Consider the following 16,726-nt stretch of genomic DNA (forward strand, 5'->3'; position numbering starts at 1 on the left):
GTTATTTCTCCATATATTTCTTCATTTTAAAGCGTCCGAGACGCAGAGCATTGGCAACAACTGACACTGAGCTCAAACTCATGGCCAGACCAGCCAGCATCGGATTGAGCAAGGGACCACCGAAAAGATGCAATAGCCCCATAGCAATTGGGATGCCTAGTGTATTGTAGGCAAAAGCCCAGAAGAGATTTTCCTTGATATTGCGAATGGTGGCCTGACTGAGCTTGATAGCCTTGACTACATCCTGCAAATCACTATGCATGAGCACTATATCTGCCGACTCAATAGCTACATCTGCGCCTGAACCGATGGCAATTCCCACATCTGCCTGAACCAGAGCTGGTGCATCATTGATACCGTCCCCGACCATGGCCAGTTTTTTCCCAGCTTCCTGTAAGTTCTTGATAGCAGTGGCCTTCCCATCTGGCAATACACCTGCGATAACTTTTTGGATTCCAGCTTTCTGGGCAATAGCTGCCGCTGTTTCTTCACGATCTCCTGTCAGCATGATGACTTCTAGTCCCATAGACTGGAGCTCCTGCACAGCCGACAGACTGCTGGATTTCATCTCATCTGCTACCGCTAAAATACCAGCCAGCTGTCCATCTATTGCGACAAACATGGCTGTTTTTCCTTCCTGAGATAGCTCTAACAACTGTTCCTGAAAAGAACTGCTATCAATGTGCTCTTCTTTCATCAAAGACTCATTTCCCACCAGAAGCCGTCTGTCCTCAACCTGAGCTAACAAACCTCGTCCAACCATAGCCTCAAAATGACTGACAGGCAGCAAGTCAAGTTCCTCCTCTTCAGCTGCTTCTAAGATAGCCTGAGCCAAAGGATGCTCAGAATGCTGCTCAGCACTGGCTATTAGCTGCAACAAGTCAGAGCGATTAAAAGCACCTAAAGGTAACAAATCCGTCAGACTGGGCTTACCAACCGTAATCGTCCCAGTCTTATCCAGAACAATAGTATCCAGCTGATAAGCAGCTTCCAATGCTTGACCAGACTTAATCAGAATGCCATTTTCAGCCCCTTTACCAGTCCCAACCATGATGGCTGTCGGAGTGGCTAACCCCAGCGCACAAGGGCAGGCAATGACCAGAACTGCGATAAAGATTGACAGGGAAAAGCTAAGACTCTCACCAGCTAGAAAATACCAGCCAAATGCAGATAAAGTAGCCAAGCTCAGCACGATTGGAACAAAATAAAGCGAAATCTTATCGGCCAAAGCCGCTATCGGTGCCTTAGACCCTTGCGCTTCCTCCACCAATCTAACAATCTGAGCTAAGGTAGTATCCGAACCAACCCTAGTTGCTTGATAGTCAATACTACCATTTTGATTGATTGTTGCACTAGTAATGGTATCGCCGACCTTCTTTTCAATCGGGACACTTTCACCAGTCATCATGGACTCATCCACAAAGGTCTGTCCCTCCGTCACAAGGCCATCTACCGGCATACGCTCCCCTGGCTTGATACGGATAATGTCTCCAACTCGGATGTCCTCTGTATCAATGGTCACAGCCTCACCATAGCGAATCACTGTCGCCTGACTAGGCACTAGCTCAAGCAGAGACTGAATTGCCTGAGACGTTCGACCCTTTGCTGAACTTTCCAGATATTTACCCAGAAGAACTAAGCTAATAATTACTGCAACCGACTCAAAGTAAAGCTGATGAACAAAGGCATGATGACCTAGAAAAACCTGACTGACCGAGTAGAGACTGTAGAAAAATGCTGCACTGGTTCCCACCGCAATCAAACTATCCATATTAGGATGTCGCTTGATAAGATTGCGAAATCCTCTCTGATAGAAGCCGCGCCCGATCCACACAGCAGGCAGAGTCAAAAGCAGTTGTGAAAGAACGAAGACCAAGGGATGCTTCATATGGTCCAAGAAGCTAGGCAAGGGAAGACCAATCATACTTCCCATAGAGATATAAAGCAAGGGCAGAGCTGTAAATAAAAGAATCAGTAGCTCTTTTTTCTTTCTTCGTAATATTTGCGCTCTAGCTACAGCCTCTTCGTTTACGTCAGACGGCTTGTTTTTCCCTTTTTCTTCAGCTTGATAACCGGCCTCGGCTACAGCATCCAGCACTTGCTGGCTATCAAATCCCGCCTTAGGCAGCAAACTGAGACGTTCTGTCGCCAGATTGACACTGACATCCTCGACCGTTTCTAAGTCCTTGACCGCCATCTCCACCGTCATAGCACAGGCAGCACAGGTCATGCCTGAGAGCTTGTATTCTTTCTTCTCGCTCATCAATGTGTCTCCTTTCCGTGCCCGCAACGACACTGACCTTGAGGGCAGTGGCATTTGATTTCTAGCGGAGCCGAAGCTCTTTTCTTATCAATGACTTGGCTGAGCCGCTCCAAGTCCCCTTGACTGAACTGACTTCTCTCAATCATCGAAATCAAAAGATCTCCATGTTTAGTATTACAGATATTGTCAAAAAGAGCCTGCCAAGTACTTTCCAGATGGTCCGCTTCTAAAATCCGAGCATTGTAGTAAAATTTACCTTCTATTTTTTCCATAGCGATAAATTCTTTGGTTTTCAGACGATTCAAAAGGGTCTTGATGGTTGCCGGTTTCCAGGAAAAATCGGCTTCCAACCGCGCTATAATCTCTGTACTGCGACTGTGTGGATACGCCCATAGCACACGCATCACTTGCCATTCTGCTTGGCTCATATTTTGCTGTTCCATTGTTTAACACTTCCTTGATATTTACATTTGTAATCCAGTTCTATATTAGTTTACATCTGTAATCGAAAATTGTCAAGCCTTTTTATCGTCACTTCCTCATCTATAAAAAAGAAGGCGGGATAGTCCCGTCTTCTTACTTTATTCTATTAGTGCGCCAACATCTCTTGGGCAATTTCTTGACCGGTCAACTTACTTGGATAATAGGTTGGCCAGTTTTCCAGCTCATTAAAGAGCGCTTCCTGGCTCTCACCACCATAGAAGATATGGAAGTGAGCTGCCTTGGTCGGTGCAATGTTGTGGTCGCTAAACTGAACATATTTGTACTCCCCAGCATCCGCATCTGTCGCTTCAAACATAAAGCGAACTCCACGATTTCCCTTAGAGTAAGTCAGTGTGTGCTTACCAACGTATTTATACGTATATTTCTTGGATTTTCCATCTACCACAAATTCCATGGTCTTGTCTGTGATATTGATATTGGAAACATCCGTCTTGTAGCCCTTGTCATAGTAGTCCTTGTATTCAGCTGCCGTCATTTTGCCAGTCAGCTTAGCCTTGTAGTCAAAGACCTGGTCCAAGGTGCCGTCTTTCAGATAAGGATATACAGACTGCCACTCGCCAGCATAGTCAGACAAAGTTCGATCCTTGACGGCGCTGTCTTCAAAGTAGCCATTCTGAACTGTCTTAGTATCCTCTTCTTTCTCAGCCGTAATCTCTGCTCCCTCTTGGTCCGTCGTTTTCTTGAGAGCCTTTAGATTAGCCTGCATGATCGAAATATAGTCTGACCCGTCCTTGGTCTGCTTTTCTGTCAAGCTTTCCAGCGGATTCAATACATCAAGCTCTACTCCTGTTTCCTTAGCCAAAGTAGAAGCCAAAGCCTGGGAAGCATTTTCTTCGAAGTAGATATACTTGATTTTATTTTTCTTGATGTACTCGGTCAATTCAGCCAAGCGTGAAGCGGATGGTTCACTGTCTGGTGAAAGTCCAGAAATTGGTACCTGTTTCAAGCCATAGTCCAATGCCAAATAGTTAAAGGCAGCGTGCTGAGTGACGAAGCTCTTTTGCTTGGCATTAGTCAAACCATTTTCAAACTCCTTATCCAAGGCTTCTAGCTTCTTGATATAAGCCGCTGCATTTTTCTCAAAGGCAGCTTTCTTGTTAGGATAGGCCTTGCTCAGACTATCTCGAATATGCTCCACCATTTTAATAGCTCGCTTCGGAGACAACCAAACATGGGGGTCATATTCATGATGATGCCCCTCTTCCCCATGGTCGTGGTCTTCTTCCTCTTCACCACCAGGCAGCAAAAGCATATTTCCAGTCGCCTTGATAACCTTTTCTTCCTTATTTTTCAAGTTTTTTAGTAAATCAGGAACCCAAGTCTCCATGTTTTCATTTTCATAGACAAAGGCATCTGCATCCTGAATCGTCGCAACTGCCTTAGCTGAAGGCTCATAATCATGCGGCTCTGTACCAGCCCCGATTAGAAGTTCAACATTGGCTTCATCTCCAGCCACCTGCTTGGTAAACTCATAAACAGGATAAAAAGTCGTGACAATATTGAGCTTGCCATCTACATTTTTTTGATTGGAACAAGCTACTAAGAAAATACTCAGTAAACCTGCTAATAGTAAACTAATTTTTTTCATTTTCTGCTCCTATTTCATAAATTTTTTGACCAGATTCACCAGCAAGAACAAGCTGACGAAGATAATCGTAATGCTGGCGCTTGCTGGCGTCTCTGCATAGTAAGAAATATAAAGTCCGGCAATCATACCAAAAAAGCCGATGGCATTTGCCAACAAAATGACCGATTTGAAATTTTTCCCAATCCGCAGGGCAATACTGGCCGGCAAGACCATAATGGTCGAAACCAGCAAAGCACCCGCAGCTGGAATCATGAGGGCAATCGCAACACCCGTCACAATATTAAAGAGAATAGACATAGTCCGCACAGGCAGCCCATCCACAAAGGCCGTATCCTCATCAAAGGTCAAGATATACATAGGCCGAATGAAGAGGAAGGTCAAGACAAGCACCACAGCAGCAATGACAAAAAGAGAAATCACCTGCTCCCTACTGATAGTCACAATAGAGCCAAACAGATACTGATCCAGACTCATCGAGCTAGAACTCTTACCCTTACTCATAACAATCAAGGAAATAGCTAAGCCGGTTGACATAAGAATGGCTGTCCCGATTTCCATGAAATTCTTATAGATTGTGCGCAGGTACTCTAAGAAGACTGCTGCGATTATAACTACCACTACTGTTGTGAAGGTCGGTGACAAACCTAGAACCAAACCAAAGGCCACACCTGCCAGTGAAACGTGACTAAGCGTGTCACTCATGAGGCTCTGACGACGTAAAATAAGGAAAGTACCTAAAATCGGCGAGAAGAGGCTCATGGCAATAACTGCTAAAAAGGCTCGCTGCATAAAATCATAGGAAAATAGATTAAGCATGACTCACCTCCTGTCCGTTGTCGCTTTCATGCACATTGAAACAGCGCCAAGGTGAGTCCTGATTACGGACCAGATGAATGTTGCGATCAGCATATTTGCGAACTTCCTCTGGATCGTGTGTAATCATCAAGACCGCTTTTCCATGCTTGTGAGCACTATGGTGCATGAGCTTGTAAAATTCATCCTTGCTGCCTGCATCCATCCCTGTTGTCGGCTCATCTAGGACAAAAATATCCGGATCCGAAGCAAACATACGAGCAATCACAGCCCGCTGCTTTTGACCACCAGAGAGAGAACCAATCCTCTTGTCCCGATGTTCCCACATTCCAACCGACTCCAAACTGGCCTTGATATGTTCCTCATCATGTTCATTTAAACGTCGAAACCAACCCTTGCGCGGATAGCGGCCAGACTTAACAAACTCGTAAACCGTGCTAGGAAAACCTGCATTAAAACTAGCAATCTGCTGCGGAAGATAAGCAATTCTCAATTTCTTGCCTCTCTCATTGGTCTTGGAAATCTTGACCTCGCCATGCTTAGGCTGCAGAATCCCCAGACTAGCCTTGACAAGTGTCGTCTTAGCAGCCCCATTCTCCCCTGTCAAGGTTACAAACTCGCCACTATCCAAAAAGTAATGAATATACTCCAACACAGGTTCCTTGTCATAGTAAAAGGACAGATTTTCCACTGTGATATATCTCATTTCCCAATTTCTCCAATCAAACCATCCAAAAACTTCACAATCACTTCTTGCTCATCAGAAGAAAATTGCTCTGCCAATCTCTGGTAAGTCTCCAAAGTATGAACATGATGATGTTGATGCTCTTCCGCAATCGGTCGTGCCAAATCAGTCAATCGGTAAAAAGTCACACGAGCATCCTTCTTATCCTTGAATGTTTCCAACATCTTTTGCTCCACCAAAGCCTTAACAGCTTTAGTTACAGCAGCCTGGCTAACATTCAGTCTTTTAGCTAGATCAGAATTCGTCAAAGACTCCTGAGACAAGAGCATTAAGATATGTTCCTGCGTGTTCGTTAGCTGCACATCGCTCGTACAAGAGCCGACCAAGATTTCATGTTGATTCTCAGCTGTCAATATAACCTCATTCAAAAAATGATTAATTTTCTCTGCTAAATGCCCCATCCTTCGCTTCCTTTCTTAACCGGTTAAAACTTTACCGGTTAATTATACCACAAAAAAGAAAAGAGTCAAGCTCCAACTATAGTAACACTCTGATTCTAAAACAATGCAAAAGCATCGATAGAGAGAAAGAAAAAAGAGCTAAGTGCTCTTTTCTCATATGCTCATTTACTCCGCCAGTAGGACTCGAACCTACGACATCATGATTAACAGTCATGCGCTACTACCAACTGAGCTATGGCGGATAATAGCTAAGCGACTACCATATCTCACAGGGGGCAACCCCCAACTACTTCCGGCGTTCTAGGGCTTAACTTCTGTGTTCGGCATGGGTACAGGTGTATCTCCTAGGCTATCGTCACTTAACTTGCTGAATTAACTTGCAATATCTTATTGCCTTGTCAACTCAAAATTGAATAACTACTCAAAGCTCACAATACTTGCCAAAAGCTGCGCTCAATGAAAATTGGATAAGTCCTCGAGCTATTAGTATTAGTCCGCTACATGTGTCGCCACACTTCCACTCCTAACCTATCTACCTGATCTTCTCTCAGGGCTCTTACTAACTTGCGTTATGGGAAATCTCATCTTGAGGTGGGTTTCACACTTAGATGCTTTCAGCGTTTATCCCTTCCCTACATAGCTACCCAGCGATGCCTCTGGCGAGACAACTGGTACACCAGCGGTAAGTCCACTCTGGTCCTCTCGTACTAGGAGCAGATCCTCTCAAATTTCCTACGCCCGCGACGGATAGGGACCGAACTGTCTCACGACGTTCTGAACCCAGCTCGCGTGCCGCTTTAATGGGCGAACAGCCCAACCCTTGGGACCGACTACAGCCCCAGGATGCGACGAGCCGACATCGAGGTGCCAAACCTCCCCGTCGATGTGAACTCTTGGGGGAGATAAGCCTGTTATCCCCAGGGTAGCTTTTATCCGTTGAGCGATGGCCCTTCCATGCGGAACCACCGGATCACTAAGCCCGACTTTCGTCCCTGCTCGAGTTGTAGCTCTCGCAGTCAAGCTCCCTTATACCTTTACACTCTGCGACTGATTTCCAACCAGTCTGAGGGAACCTTTGGGCGCCTCCGTTACCTTTTAGGAGGCGACCGCCCCAGTCAAACTGCCCGTCAGACACTGTCTCCGATAGGGATCACCTATCCGGGTTAGAGTGGCCATAACACAAGGGTAGTATCCCAACAACGCCTCCATCGAAACTGGCGTCCCGATCTCATAGGCTCCTACCTATCCTGTACATGTGGCACAGACACTCAATATCAAACTGCAGTAAAGCTCCATGGGGTCTTTCCGTCCTGTCGCGGGTAACCTGCATCTTCACAGGTACTAAAATTTCACCGAGTCTCTCGTTGAGACAGTGCCCAAATCATTACGCCTTTCGTGCGGGTCGGAACTTACCCGACAAGGAATTTCGCTACCTTAGGACCGTTATAGTTACGGCCGCCGTTTACTGGGGCTTCAATTCATACCTTCGCGTTACCGCTAAGCACTCCTCTTAACCTTCCAGCACCGGGCAGGCGTCACCCCCTATACATCATCTTACGATTTAGCAGAGAGCTGTGTTTTTGATAAACAGTTGCTTGGGCCTATTCACTGCGGCTGACCAAAGTCAGCACCCCTTCTCCCGAAGTTACGGGGTCATTTTGCCGAGTTCCTTAACGAGAGTTCTCTCGCTCACCTGAGGCTACTCGCCTCGACTACCTGTGTCGGTTTGCGGTACGGGTAGAGTATGATACAACGCTAGAAGCTTTTCTTGGCAGTGTGACATCACTCACTCGCTACTAAACTTCGCTCCCCATCACAGCTCAACGTTACAGGTATAAGCATTTGACTCATACCACGCCTCACTGCTTAGACGTACATCCATTCGTACGCACGAGTTAGCCTACTGCGTCCCTCCATCACTTCATACTCTAGTACAGGAATATCAACCTGTTGTCCATCGGATACACCTTTCGGTCTCTCCTTAGGTCCCGACTAACCCAGGGCGGACGAGCCTTCCCCTGGAAACCTTAGTCTTACGGTGGATGGGATTCTCACCCATCTTTCGCTACTCATACCGGCATTCTCACTTCTATGCGTTCCAGCGCTCCTCACGGTACACCTTCGCCACACATAGAACGCTCTCCTACCATACCTATAAAGGTATCCACAGCTTCGGTAAATTGTTTTAGCCCCGGTACATTTTCGGCGCAGGGTCACTCGACTAGTGAGCTATTACGCACTCTTTGAATGAATAGCTGCTTCTAAGCTAACATCCTAGTTGTCTGTGCAACCCCACATCCTTTTCCACTTAACAATTATTTTGGGACCTTAGCTGGTGGTCTGGGCTGTTTCCCTTTCGACTACGGATCTTAGCACTCGCAGTCTGACTGCCGACCATAATTCATTGGCATTCGGAGTTTATCTGAGATTGGTAATCCGGGATGGACCCCTCACCCAAACAGTGCTCTACCTCCAAGAATCTTTATGTCGACGCTAGCCCTAAAGCTATTTCGGAGAGAACCAGCTATCTCCAAGTTCGTTTGGAATTTCTCCGCTACCCACAAGTCATCCAAGCACTTTTCAACGTGCCCTGGTTCGGTCCTCCAGTGCGTTTTACCGCACCTTCAACCTGCTCATGGGTAGGTCACATGGTTTCGGGTCTACATCATGATACTAATTCGCCCTATTCAGACTCGGTTTCCCTACGGCTCCGTCTCTTCAACTTAACCTCGCATCATAACGTAACTCGCCGGTTCATTCTACAAAAGGCACGCTCTCACCCATTAACGGGCTCGAACTTGTTGTAGGCACACGGTTTCAGGTTCTATTTCACTCCCCTTCCGGGGTACTTTTCACCTTTCCCTCACGGTACTGGTTCACTATCGGTCACTAGGGAGTATTTAGGGTTGGGAGATGGTCCTCCCAGATTCCGACGGGATTTCGCGTGTCCCGCCGTACTCAGGATTCTGCTAGGTACAGATTCTATTTAAAATACGAGGCTCTTACTCTCTTTGGCTGACCTTCCCATGTCATTCTTCTATAAAATCTGAGTCCACATTGCAGTCCTACAACCCCGAAGAGTAAACTCTTCGGTTTGCCCTCCTGCCGTTTCGCTCGCCGCTACTAAGGCAATCGCTTTTGCTTTCTCTTCCTGCAGCTACTTAGATGTTTCAGTTCACTGCGTCTTCCTCCTCATCTCCTTAACAGAGATGGGTAACAGGTAGTACCTGTTGGGTTCCCCCATTCGGACATCCCCGGATCTGCGCTTACTTACAGCTCCCCGAGGCATTTCGTCGTTTGTCACGTCCTTCTTCGGCTCCTAGTGCCAAGGCATCCACCGTGCGCCCTTACTAACTTAACCTTATTTTTGACCTTTCAGTCTTAAACTCATTAATATTCACAGCGTTTCGGTTTATTTTCTTGTTACTATTTGATATAGTTATTCAATTTTCAATGGACAAGTTTAGAATAGTCATCACTATCCTAATGGAGCCTAGCGGGATCGAACCGCTGACCTCCTGCGTGCAAAGCAGGCGCTCTCCCAGCTGAGCTAAGGCCCCACAAGACCTCTCAAAACTAAACATGACGACCAATGGCTTCCGTTTTTCCTTAGAAAGGAGGTGATCCAGCCGCACCTTCCGATACGGCTACCTTGTTACGACTTCACCCCAATCATCTATCCCACCTTAGGCGGCTGGCTCCTAAAAGGTTACCTCACCGACTTCGGGTGTTACAAACTCTCGTGGTGTGACGGGCGGTGTGTACAAGGCCCGGGAACGTATTCACCGCGGCGTGCTGATCCGCGATTACTAGCGATTCCGACTTCATGTAGGCGAGTTGCAGCCTACAATCCGAACTGAGACTGGCTTTAAGAGATTAGCTTGCCGTCACCGACTTGCGACTCGTTGTACCAGCCATTGTAGCACGTGTGTAGCCCAGGTCATAAGGGGCATGATGATTTGACGTCATCCCCACCTTCCTCCGGTTTATTACCGGCAGTCTCGCTAGAGTGCCCAACTGAATGATGGCAACTAACAATAAGGGTTGCGCTCGTTGCGGGACTTAACCCAACATCTCACGACACGAGCTGACGACAACCATGCACCACCTGTCACCGGTGTGCCGAAGCAAAATCCTATCTCTAGGACGGGCACCGGGATGTCAAGACCTGGTAAGGTTCTTCGCGTTGCTTCGAATTAAACCACATGCTCCACCGCTTGTGCGGGCCCCCGTCAATTCCTTTGAGTTTCAACCTTGCGGTCGTACTCCCCAGGCGGAGTGCTTAATGCGTTAGCTGCGGCACTGAGTCCCGGAAAGGACCCAACACCTAGCACTCATCGTTTACGGCGTGGACTACCAGGGTATCTAATCCTGTTTGCTCCCCACGCTTTCGAGCCTCAGCGTCAGTTACAGACCAGAGAGCCGCTTTCGCCACCGGTGTTCCTCCATATATCTACGCATTTCACCGCTACACATGGAATTCCACTCTCCCCTTCTGCACTCAAGTTAAACAGTTTCCAAAGCGTACTATGGTTAAGCCACAGCCTTTAACTTCAGACTTATCTAACCGCCTGCGCTCGCTTTACGCCCAATAAATCCGGACAACGCTCGGGACCTACGTATTACCGCGGCTGCTGGCACGTAGTTAGCCGTCCCTTTCTGGTAAGATACCGTCACAGTGTGAACTTTCCACTCTCACACTCGTTCTTCTCTTACAACAGAGCTTTACGATCCGAAAACCTTCTTCACTCACGCGGCGTTGCTCGGTCAGACTTCCGTCCATTGCCGAAGATTCCCTACTGCTGCCTCCCGTAGGAGTCTGGGCCGTGTCTCAGTCCCAGTGTGGCCGATCACCCTCTCAGGTCGGCTATGTATCGTCGCCTTGGTGAGCCGTTACCCCACCAACTAGCTAATACAACGCAGGTCCATCTGGTAGTGGTGCAATTGCACCTTTTAATTGACTATCATGCAATAGTCAATGTTATGCGGTATTAGCTATCGTTTCCAATAGTTATCCCCCGCTACCAGGCAGGTTACCTACGCGTTACTCACCCGTTCGCAACTCATCCAGAAGAGCAAGCTCCTCCTTCAGCGTTCTACTTGCATGTATTAGGCACGCCGCCAGCGTTCGTCCTGAGCCAGGATCAAACTCTCATTAAAAGTTTGAGTTCTCACTCATTTCTGTCACTGACAGATTTATTGTTTTTTCTTTGTTCAGTACTACAACATATGTTGTAGCGCCCTGCACATTGGTTCGTCTTGTTCAGTTTTCAAAGGTCTTTATCGCTCTCTCAAGCGACAACTATATCAGTATATCACCTATCTATCCCCTTGTCAACACTTTTTTGAAATTTTTTTATCTTTTTTTCATCTTTTCTTCCTAACACCTCTATAACTACCTATAACTCAATAAATTAAAAGGGAAAGCCAACCTCTCCCTCTTACCTCTCCCCTATCCACTATATCACCGTGCTGCTAAAGTCTATTAAGTATTCCAAATACAATTAAATTCATTCAAACATACTCAAACTAATATAATACACAATCCAATCAATCACATAAAGAAATTTACTTCAGCTTTCTATTAGAGGTTAAAAAGAAATTACTTTATCTCTCATTCATAAGTGGAAACAAGTAGCACTCTTCCCCTTCTTTTCGTTTCTCCAAACCTTTAACAGCCAATTGAAGGAGATCTGATGCAAATGATTGAATAGAGTCTTGCTCTGTCTGTGTTAACTCGATCTGCGAATACTTTCTGCGCAGCCTTTTATAGTTACGCCCCTCTAATTTGAAGAAATCACAATCTTTAAGATAAGCGATCACTTCCTCAAGATTAGCCAACAATCCCAAATGAAAAGCTGCTGGTGCAAAGGTCCTATCGAAAGGCTGAGCACAAGTGCTCCTAAATTCTATCGTTCCCCGCGTTGTCAAATCTTGGTACTGGTAGCTTCTGTGATTACAAAAATCATCTGCTTGGGGGATTACTAGACTTTCCTTGCCACTTAAATTGTATCCCTTGATTTGCTCCTGCTTTAGATACTCTCCAGCTACGATAGGAGGAAAATAATAGGTGTCACCCTCTCGCTCAACATTGAAAATGGCTGTATGATTTAAATAATTGAAAAAATCTTCCTCATCTTTGAAATCATAGGGATTAACACCGACATTTTCTACTAACAAGCCATGCATGGACTCTTCCCAGAAGCGGTCTCTCGAGATTCTAGTGTTAAAATCTTCTGTAAGTAATTCTGAATTGGCAAAAAGATAAGCTTTGGCAGCCTCGATTTGATTAAAGGTGTTAATTACCTGTATGAAATTTGCCCGTGAAACATCTAACTGTACCTGGCTCCCACAGATATAGCTACCATAATCAGGATGGCGATGGAAGAAATCTCCTCCAATTTTCTCACTCAAAGCTAGATATTGCATTAACATTTGATAGCGGGGATATTTAACAGGACCATTATCATTCTCCTTCCAGAATGGATGTAAACCATGTCCCTGAAGCTCATGATGACTTTCGCGCAAAATCTTTTGAATGGTGTCTAGGTAATGATTAAAGCGTCTTTCGACTTCTTGAATCGTTTTCGCTTTTTCAAATGCAAATTCCAAAATATTATAAGACACTTCAAAAAGTATCCGATCTTCGCTATCTGAAGCTTTTAACTGGATAGGATTGCCCTCTGAATCCCTTCTTTCTACGATAAAGCCATAGTCTGAATTCAGCCTTACTAACAGCTCCTTTGTTACACGAGTATCTGTCGCTCCTCCCTGAAGATTCACAATTGGAAATTCTAACTCAATCCCAATGTATAAGTCTGGATTCTCTTTTATATTGGCTAAATAACGTTCTTTCAAAATAGCAATCGAATCTTGCATTTCTTCTCCTTCCCTCAACAAAGTTTTTCTTTTCCCATTCAAAAACGCCTGCTTACGAAATTGTTTTTCACTAAAAGCAATTTCGTAAACAAGCGTCTACCCTTTCATCATGATGATGAGTGTTCCCGCTAGGAAAAATCCTAGCGGTAGACCAGAGCTAGACTAAGAGTATAAGAACTCCATCATCATAACACTCAACAAAATTGATAAAAATTATACTAATTCAATAATTGCCATTGGCGCAGCATCCCCACGGCGTGGTTCAGTCTTAAGAATACGAGTGTATCCACCATTGCGCTCAGCATAGCGAGGTGCCAATTCAGAGAATAATTTTTGAAGAGCTGTAGTTGTAGTGTACTTGTTAGTCTCTTCATTGTAGTTTTCTGATGCAATTTCGTTACGTACAAAAGCTGCTGCTTGACGACGAGCATGCAAGTCACCACGTTTACCAAGAGTAATCATTTTTTCAACTGTTTTACGGATTTCTTTAGCACGAGCTTCAGTTGTTACGATTGATTCATTGATAATCAAGTCAGTAGTCAAATCACGAAGCATTGCTTTACGTTGTGAGCTAGTGCGTCCTAGTTTACGGTAAGCCATGTATTCCTCCTTTATTTATCATTTCTTAACCCAAGACCAAGGTCAGCAAGTTTAACTTTAACTTCTTCAAGACTCTTGCGGCCCAAGTTACGAACTTTCATCATTTCAGGCTCAGATTTTTCTGTCAAATCAAAGACAGTATTAATTCCTGCGCGTTTCAGACAGTTGTATGAACGAACTGATAGATCCAATTCTTCAATTGTACGTTCCAAAATGCGATCATCTGAAGATTTCTCTGCTTCCTTCATCACATCAGTTGAAATAGCAACTTCTGTTAAATCTGTAAAGAGGTTCAGATGCTCTGTCAGGATACGAGCTGATAGTCCCAAAGCGTCTTCGGGAATAATCGTTCCATTCGTTAAAATTTCAAGGGTAAGTTTATCAAAACCATCGTTGCTACCAACACGAGCTGGTTCAACCTGGTAATTTACTTTTGTCACAGGCGTATAGATAGAATCTACCGCAAGTGTGCCTACTGGTGCATCATCTTTTTTATTTTCGTCAGCTGGTACATATCCACGACCGCTATTCACAGCCATTTTCGCTTTGAAGCGAGCACCTTCACTGATTGTAAAGAGATAATGATCAGGGTTTACAATTTCGATATCACTGTCTGTCAAAATGTCTCCAGCAGTTACTTCTGCAGGACCTTCAACATCCAATTCAATCATCTTTTCGTCTTGGACGTAAGATTTTACAGCAATCCCCTTGATGTTCAGAATAATCTGCATAACATCTTCACGGACCCCAGAAATCGTATCAAATTCGTGCAATACTCCTTCAATGTTGATAGAAGTCACTGCTGCACCTGGAAGTGAGGCGAGAAGTACACGACGAAGCGAATTTCCAAGTGTTGTACCGTAACCGCGTTCTAGCGGCTCAACTACAAACTTGCCATAATTTTTATTTTCATCAATTTTTGTTATATTTGGTTTTTCAAACTCAATCATTTAGTTAACTCCCTCTTAAACGAAAAGCAGTGTAATTGTTTATGATTATACACGGCGACGTTTTGGAGGACGAGCACCATTGTGTGGCACAGGAGTCACATCACGAATAGCAGTTACTTCCAGACCAGCTGCAGCAAGTGCACGAATAGCTGACTCACGACCAGAACCTGGACCTTTAACTGTAACTTCAACTGATTTAAGACCGTGTTCTTGTGCAGACTTAGCAGCAGCTTCAGATGCCATTTGGGCAGCAAATGGTGTAGATTTACGAGAACCTTTGAAACCAAGAGCACCAGCAGATGACCAAGCAATCGCATTACCATGCACATCAGTAATCATAACAATAGTGTTATTAAATGTAGCGTGAATATGTGCAATACCAGATTCGATATTTTTCTTCACACGACGTTTACGTGTTGGTTTAGCCAAGACTTTTACCTCCTATATTATTTTTTCTTACCTGCAATCGCAACGGCTTTACCTTTACGAGTACGAGCATTGTTTTTAGTGTTTTGTCCACGGACAGGAAGTCCACGACGATGACGGATACCACGGTATGAACCGATTTCCATCAAACGTTTGATGTTAAGGTTTACTTCACGACGAAGGTCACCTTCAACCTTGATTGCATCCACTTCGCGACGGATAGCGTCTTCTTGATCTGATGTCAAATCTTTGACACGGATATCTTCTGAGATTCCAGCTGCAGCCAAAATTTTCTTAGAAGTTGGAAGTCCGATACCATACACGTAAGTAAGTGAAACGACTACACGTTTGTCATTTGGAATGTCAACTCCAGCAATACGAGCCATGTTTTCTCCTTTCTATCTTATCCTTGACGTTGTTTGTGTTTTGGATTTGCTGGGCAAATTACCATAACACGGCCATTACGACGAATAACTTTACAGTATTCGCAAATTGGTTTGACCGATGGTCTTACTTTCATTTCTTATCCCTCCAAGTTTTTCGATTATTTAAAGCGGTAAGTGATCCGTCCACGTGTCAAATCATAAGGACTCATCTCGACAGTAACACGATCTCCCGCTAAAATACGAATATAGTTTTTACGAATTTTACCAGAAACTGTTGCTAAAATCTGATGTCCATTTTCAAGTTCAACCGTAAACATTGCGTTCGGCATCGTATCAACTACTTTGCCTTCGACTTCAATCACATCGTCTTTTGCCACGCAAAAGCACCTCCCTAAATTTCGATAGATTCCTCTGAGCACAGAGGTAACAATTATAAGTCAGACTAACTCATTGTATCACTACTTGTCAAATATTGCAAGCGGGAAAAACGCTTTTATTTTAAATTTGACAAGACTTTTTCGATATCTGAGAAGACTGCCTCAATCTCTTGATTGCCCTGAATGTCGTGAACGAGTCCTTGAGCACGGTAATGATCAATAATTGGTTGGCCTTGAGCGATATTAACATCCAAACGACGTTTTACTGTTTCAGGTTTGTCGTCTTCACGTTGATAGTAATCTTCTTCTTTGTAATCCACTGGTGGGTTGAAAACTTTGTGGAAGGTTTCCCCTGTTTCGCGGTGAATAATCCGTCCGCTCAAACGTTCTAACAAACTATCTGGATTAACTTCGATATTGATAACTGCATCAAGTTGGATGCCCAAATCCGCAAGGATTTGATCCAAAGCATGGGCTTGATCAATTGTCCGTGGATAACCATCCAACAAGAAACCAGTTTCTTTAATATCATCCTGTGCCAAGCGCTCTTTCACGATTCCGTTCGTCACTTCATCTGGCACCAACTCGCCTTTAGAAATGTAGGATTTCGCTAAAACACCCATTTCTGTTTCATTGGCCATAGCAGCACGGAACATATCCCCAGTTGAAATATGTGCCACGTGGAATTGTTCCACAATTTTGGCTGCTTGTGTTCCCTTGCCTGCACCTGGCAAGCCCATAATCAAAAGATTCATGTTTTGTCTCCTTTTTTGTTTTTAAAGCAATCTATTAAA

At 44.8% G+C, this 16,726-nt stretch carries 14 protein-coding genes, 2 tRNA genes and 3 rRNA genes; all 19 read right to left on the reverse strand.

All coding sequences use genetic code 11. The features are described from left to right. Position 1: 1 nt before the first annotated feature. On the reverse strand, positions 2-2,263 hold the full coding sequence (locus HBA50_RS09470) for a heavy metal translocating P-type ATPase (RefSeq protein WP_052687622.1): 2,262 nt from the start codon (positions 2,261-2,263) through the stop codon (positions 2-4). Continuing rightward, a complete protein-coding gene (locus tag HBA50_RS09475) occupies positions 2,263-2,706 on the reverse strand; it encodes a CopY/TcrY family copper transport repressor (RefSeq protein WP_045498194.1) in 444 nt (147 codons plus the stop codon). The genes HBA50_RS09470 and HBA50_RS09475 overlap by 1 nt, the downstream gene beginning before the upstream one ends. Before the next feature lie 146 nt (positions 2,707-2,852). Beyond that, the gene (locus HBA50_RS09480; RefSeq protein ID WP_045498198.1) at positions 2,853-4,355 is read right to left on the reverse strand and encodes a zinc ABC transporter substrate-binding protein AdcA; all 1,503 of its coding nucleotides are present in this window, start codon (positions 4,353-4,355) and stop codon (positions 2,853-2,855) included. Between the two features lie 9 nt (positions 4,356-4,364). Next, entirely contained in the window at positions 4,365-5,171 is an 807-nt protein-coding gene (locus tag HBA50_RS09485) for a metal ABC transporter permease (protein ID WP_045498201.1), read from the reverse strand. Then, entirely contained in the window at positions 5,164-5,874 is a 711-nt protein-coding gene (locus HBA50_RS09490) for a metal ABC transporter ATP-binding protein (RefSeq protein ID WP_005591283.1), read from the reverse strand. Before HBA50_RS09490 ends, HBA50_RS09485 begins: the two co-directional genes overlap by 8 nt. Further along, positions 5,871-6,314, reverse strand: a complete 444-nt coding sequence (locus HBA50_RS09495; RefSeq protein WP_005591284.1) for a zinc-dependent MarR family transcriptional regulator — start codon at positions 6,312-6,314, stop codon at positions 5,871-5,873. The genes HBA50_RS09490 and HBA50_RS09495 overlap by 4 nt, the downstream gene beginning before the upstream one ends. A 168-nt stretch (positions 6,315-6,482) precedes the next feature. Further along, positions 6,483-6,556: transfer RNA gene (locus HBA50_RS09500), tRNA-Asn, on the reverse strand. Positions 6,557-6,561: 5 nt separating this feature from the next. Next, positions 6,562-6,677 (reverse strand): 5S ribosomal RNA (rrf, locus tag HBA50_RS09505). A gap of 100 nt (positions 6,678-6,777) precedes the next feature. Beyond that, positions 6,778-9,675, reverse strand: a 23S ribosomal RNA gene (locus HBA50_RS09510). A 126-nt stretch (positions 9,676-9,801) separates the two neighbouring features. Beyond that, positions 9,802-9,874 (reverse strand) — tRNA-Ala (locus tag HBA50_RS09515). A gap of 53 nt (positions 9,875-9,927) precedes the next feature. After that, positions 9,928-11,474, reverse strand: a 16S ribosomal RNA gene (locus tag HBA50_RS09520). The 16S, 23S and 5S rRNA genes sit together here with 2 tRNA genes alongside, the layout of an rRNA operon. 447 nt (positions 11,475-11,921) lie before the next feature. Further along, entirely contained in the window at positions 11,922-13,193 is a 1,272-nt protein-coding gene (locus tag HBA50_RS09525) for a gamma-glutamylcysteine synthetase (protein ID WP_045498204.1), read from the reverse strand. A gap of 213 nt (positions 13,194-13,406) precedes the next feature. Then, positions 13,407-13,793: a 50S ribosomal protein L17 gene (gene rplQ / locus HBA50_RS09530; protein WP_005591286.1), complete on the reverse strand. Its 387-nt coding sequence runs from the start codon at positions 13,791-13,793 to the stop codon at positions 13,407-13,409. Between the two features lie 11 nt (positions 13,794-13,804). Further along, a complete protein-coding gene (locus tag HBA50_RS09535; RefSeq protein ID WP_005591287.1) occupies positions 13,805-14,743 on the reverse strand; it encodes a DNA-directed RNA polymerase subunit alpha in 939 nt (312 codons plus the stop codon). 45 nt (positions 14,744-14,788) lie between these two features. Next, positions 14,789-15,172, reverse strand: a complete 384-nt coding sequence (gene rpsK, locus HBA50_RS09540) for a 30S ribosomal protein S11 (protein WP_001118385.1) — start codon at positions 15,170-15,172, stop codon at positions 14,789-14,791. A gap of 17 nt (positions 15,173-15,189) precedes the next feature. Beyond that, positions 15,190-15,555, reverse strand: a complete 366-nt coding sequence (gene rpsM, locus HBA50_RS09545; protein ID WP_005591288.1) for a 30S ribosomal protein S13 — start codon at positions 15,553-15,555, stop codon at positions 15,190-15,192. 17 nt (positions 15,556-15,572) lie between these two features. Continuing rightward, a complete protein-coding gene (gene rpmJ, locus HBA50_RS09550; protein ID WP_001808836.1) occupies positions 15,573-15,689 on the reverse strand; it encodes a 50S ribosomal protein L36 in 117 nt (38 codons plus the stop codon). A gap of 24 nt (positions 15,690-15,713) precedes the next feature. Beyond that, complete coding sequence (gene infA / locus HBA50_RS09555) at positions 15,714-15,932, reverse strand: translation initiation factor IF-1 (RefSeq protein ID WP_001029883.1); 219 nt, start codon at positions 15,930-15,932, stop codon at positions 15,714-15,716. A 116-nt stretch (positions 15,933-16,048) separates the two neighbouring features. Further along, the gene (locus HBA50_RS09560) at positions 16,049-16,687 is read right to left on the reverse strand and encodes an adenylate kinase (RefSeq protein WP_045498215.1); all 639 of its coding nucleotides are present in this window, start codon (positions 16,685-16,687) and stop codon (positions 16,049-16,051) included. Between the last annotated feature and the right edge of the window lie 39 nt (positions 16,688-16,726).

The organism is Streptococcus cristatus ATCC 51100 (genome assembly GCF_011612585.1).
Lineage (GTDB): Bacteria > Bacillota > Bacilli > Lactobacillales > Streptococcaceae > Streptococcus > Streptococcus cristatus_H.

What these genes read in the sequence shown, in the direction of transcription:
- rpmJ (WP_001808836.1), bottom strand. Translation starts at nt 15,689, where the DNA reads ATGAAAGTAAGACCATCGGTCAAACCAATTTGCGAATACTGTAAAGTT.
- HBA50_RS09490 (WP_005591283.1), bottom strand. Translation starts at nt 5,874, where the DNA reads ATGAGATATATCACAGTGGAAAATCTGTCCTTTTACTATGACAAGGAA.
- HBA50_RS09475 (WP_045498194.1), bottom strand. Translation starts at nt 2,706, where the DNA reads ATGGAACAGCAAAATATGAGCCAAGCAGAATGGCAAGTGATGCGTGTG.
- HBA50_RS09495 (WP_005591284.1), bottom strand. Translation starts at nt 6,314, where the DNA reads ATGGGGCATTTAGCAGAGAAAATTAATCATTTTTTGAATGAGGTTATA.
- rplQ (WP_005591286.1), bottom strand. Translation starts at nt 13,793, where the DNA reads ATGGCTTACCGTAAACTAGGACGCACTAGCTCACAACGTAAAGCAATG.
- rpsM (WP_005591288.1), bottom strand. Translation starts at nt 15,555, where the DNA reads ATGGCTCGTATTGCTGGAGTTGACATTCCAAATGACAAACGTGTAGTC.
- HBA50_RS09525 (WP_045498204.1), bottom strand. Translation starts at nt 13,193, where the DNA reads ATGCAAGATTCGATTGCTATTTTGAAAGAACGTTATTTAGCCAATATA.
- HBA50_RS09480 (WP_045498198.1), bottom strand. Translation starts at nt 4,355, where the DNA reads ATGAAAAAAATTAGTTTACTATTAGCAGGTTTACTGAGTATTTTCTTA.
- HBA50_RS09535 (WP_005591287.1), bottom strand. Translation starts at nt 14,743, where the DNA reads ATGATTGAGTTTGAAAAACCAAATATAACAAAAATTGATGAAAATAAA.
- HBA50_RS09470 (WP_052687622.1), bottom strand. Translation starts at nt 2,263, where the DNA reads ATGAGCGAGAAGAAAGAATACAAGCTCTCAGGCATGACCTGTGCTGCC.
- HBA50_RS09560 (WP_045498215.1), bottom strand. Translation starts at nt 16,687, where the DNA reads ATGAATCTTTTGATTATGGGCTTGCCAGGTGCAGGCAAGGGAACACAA.
- HBA50_RS09485 (WP_045498201.1), bottom strand. Translation starts at nt 5,171, where the DNA reads ATGCTTAATCTATTTTCCTATGATTTTATGCAGCGAGCCTTTTTAGCA.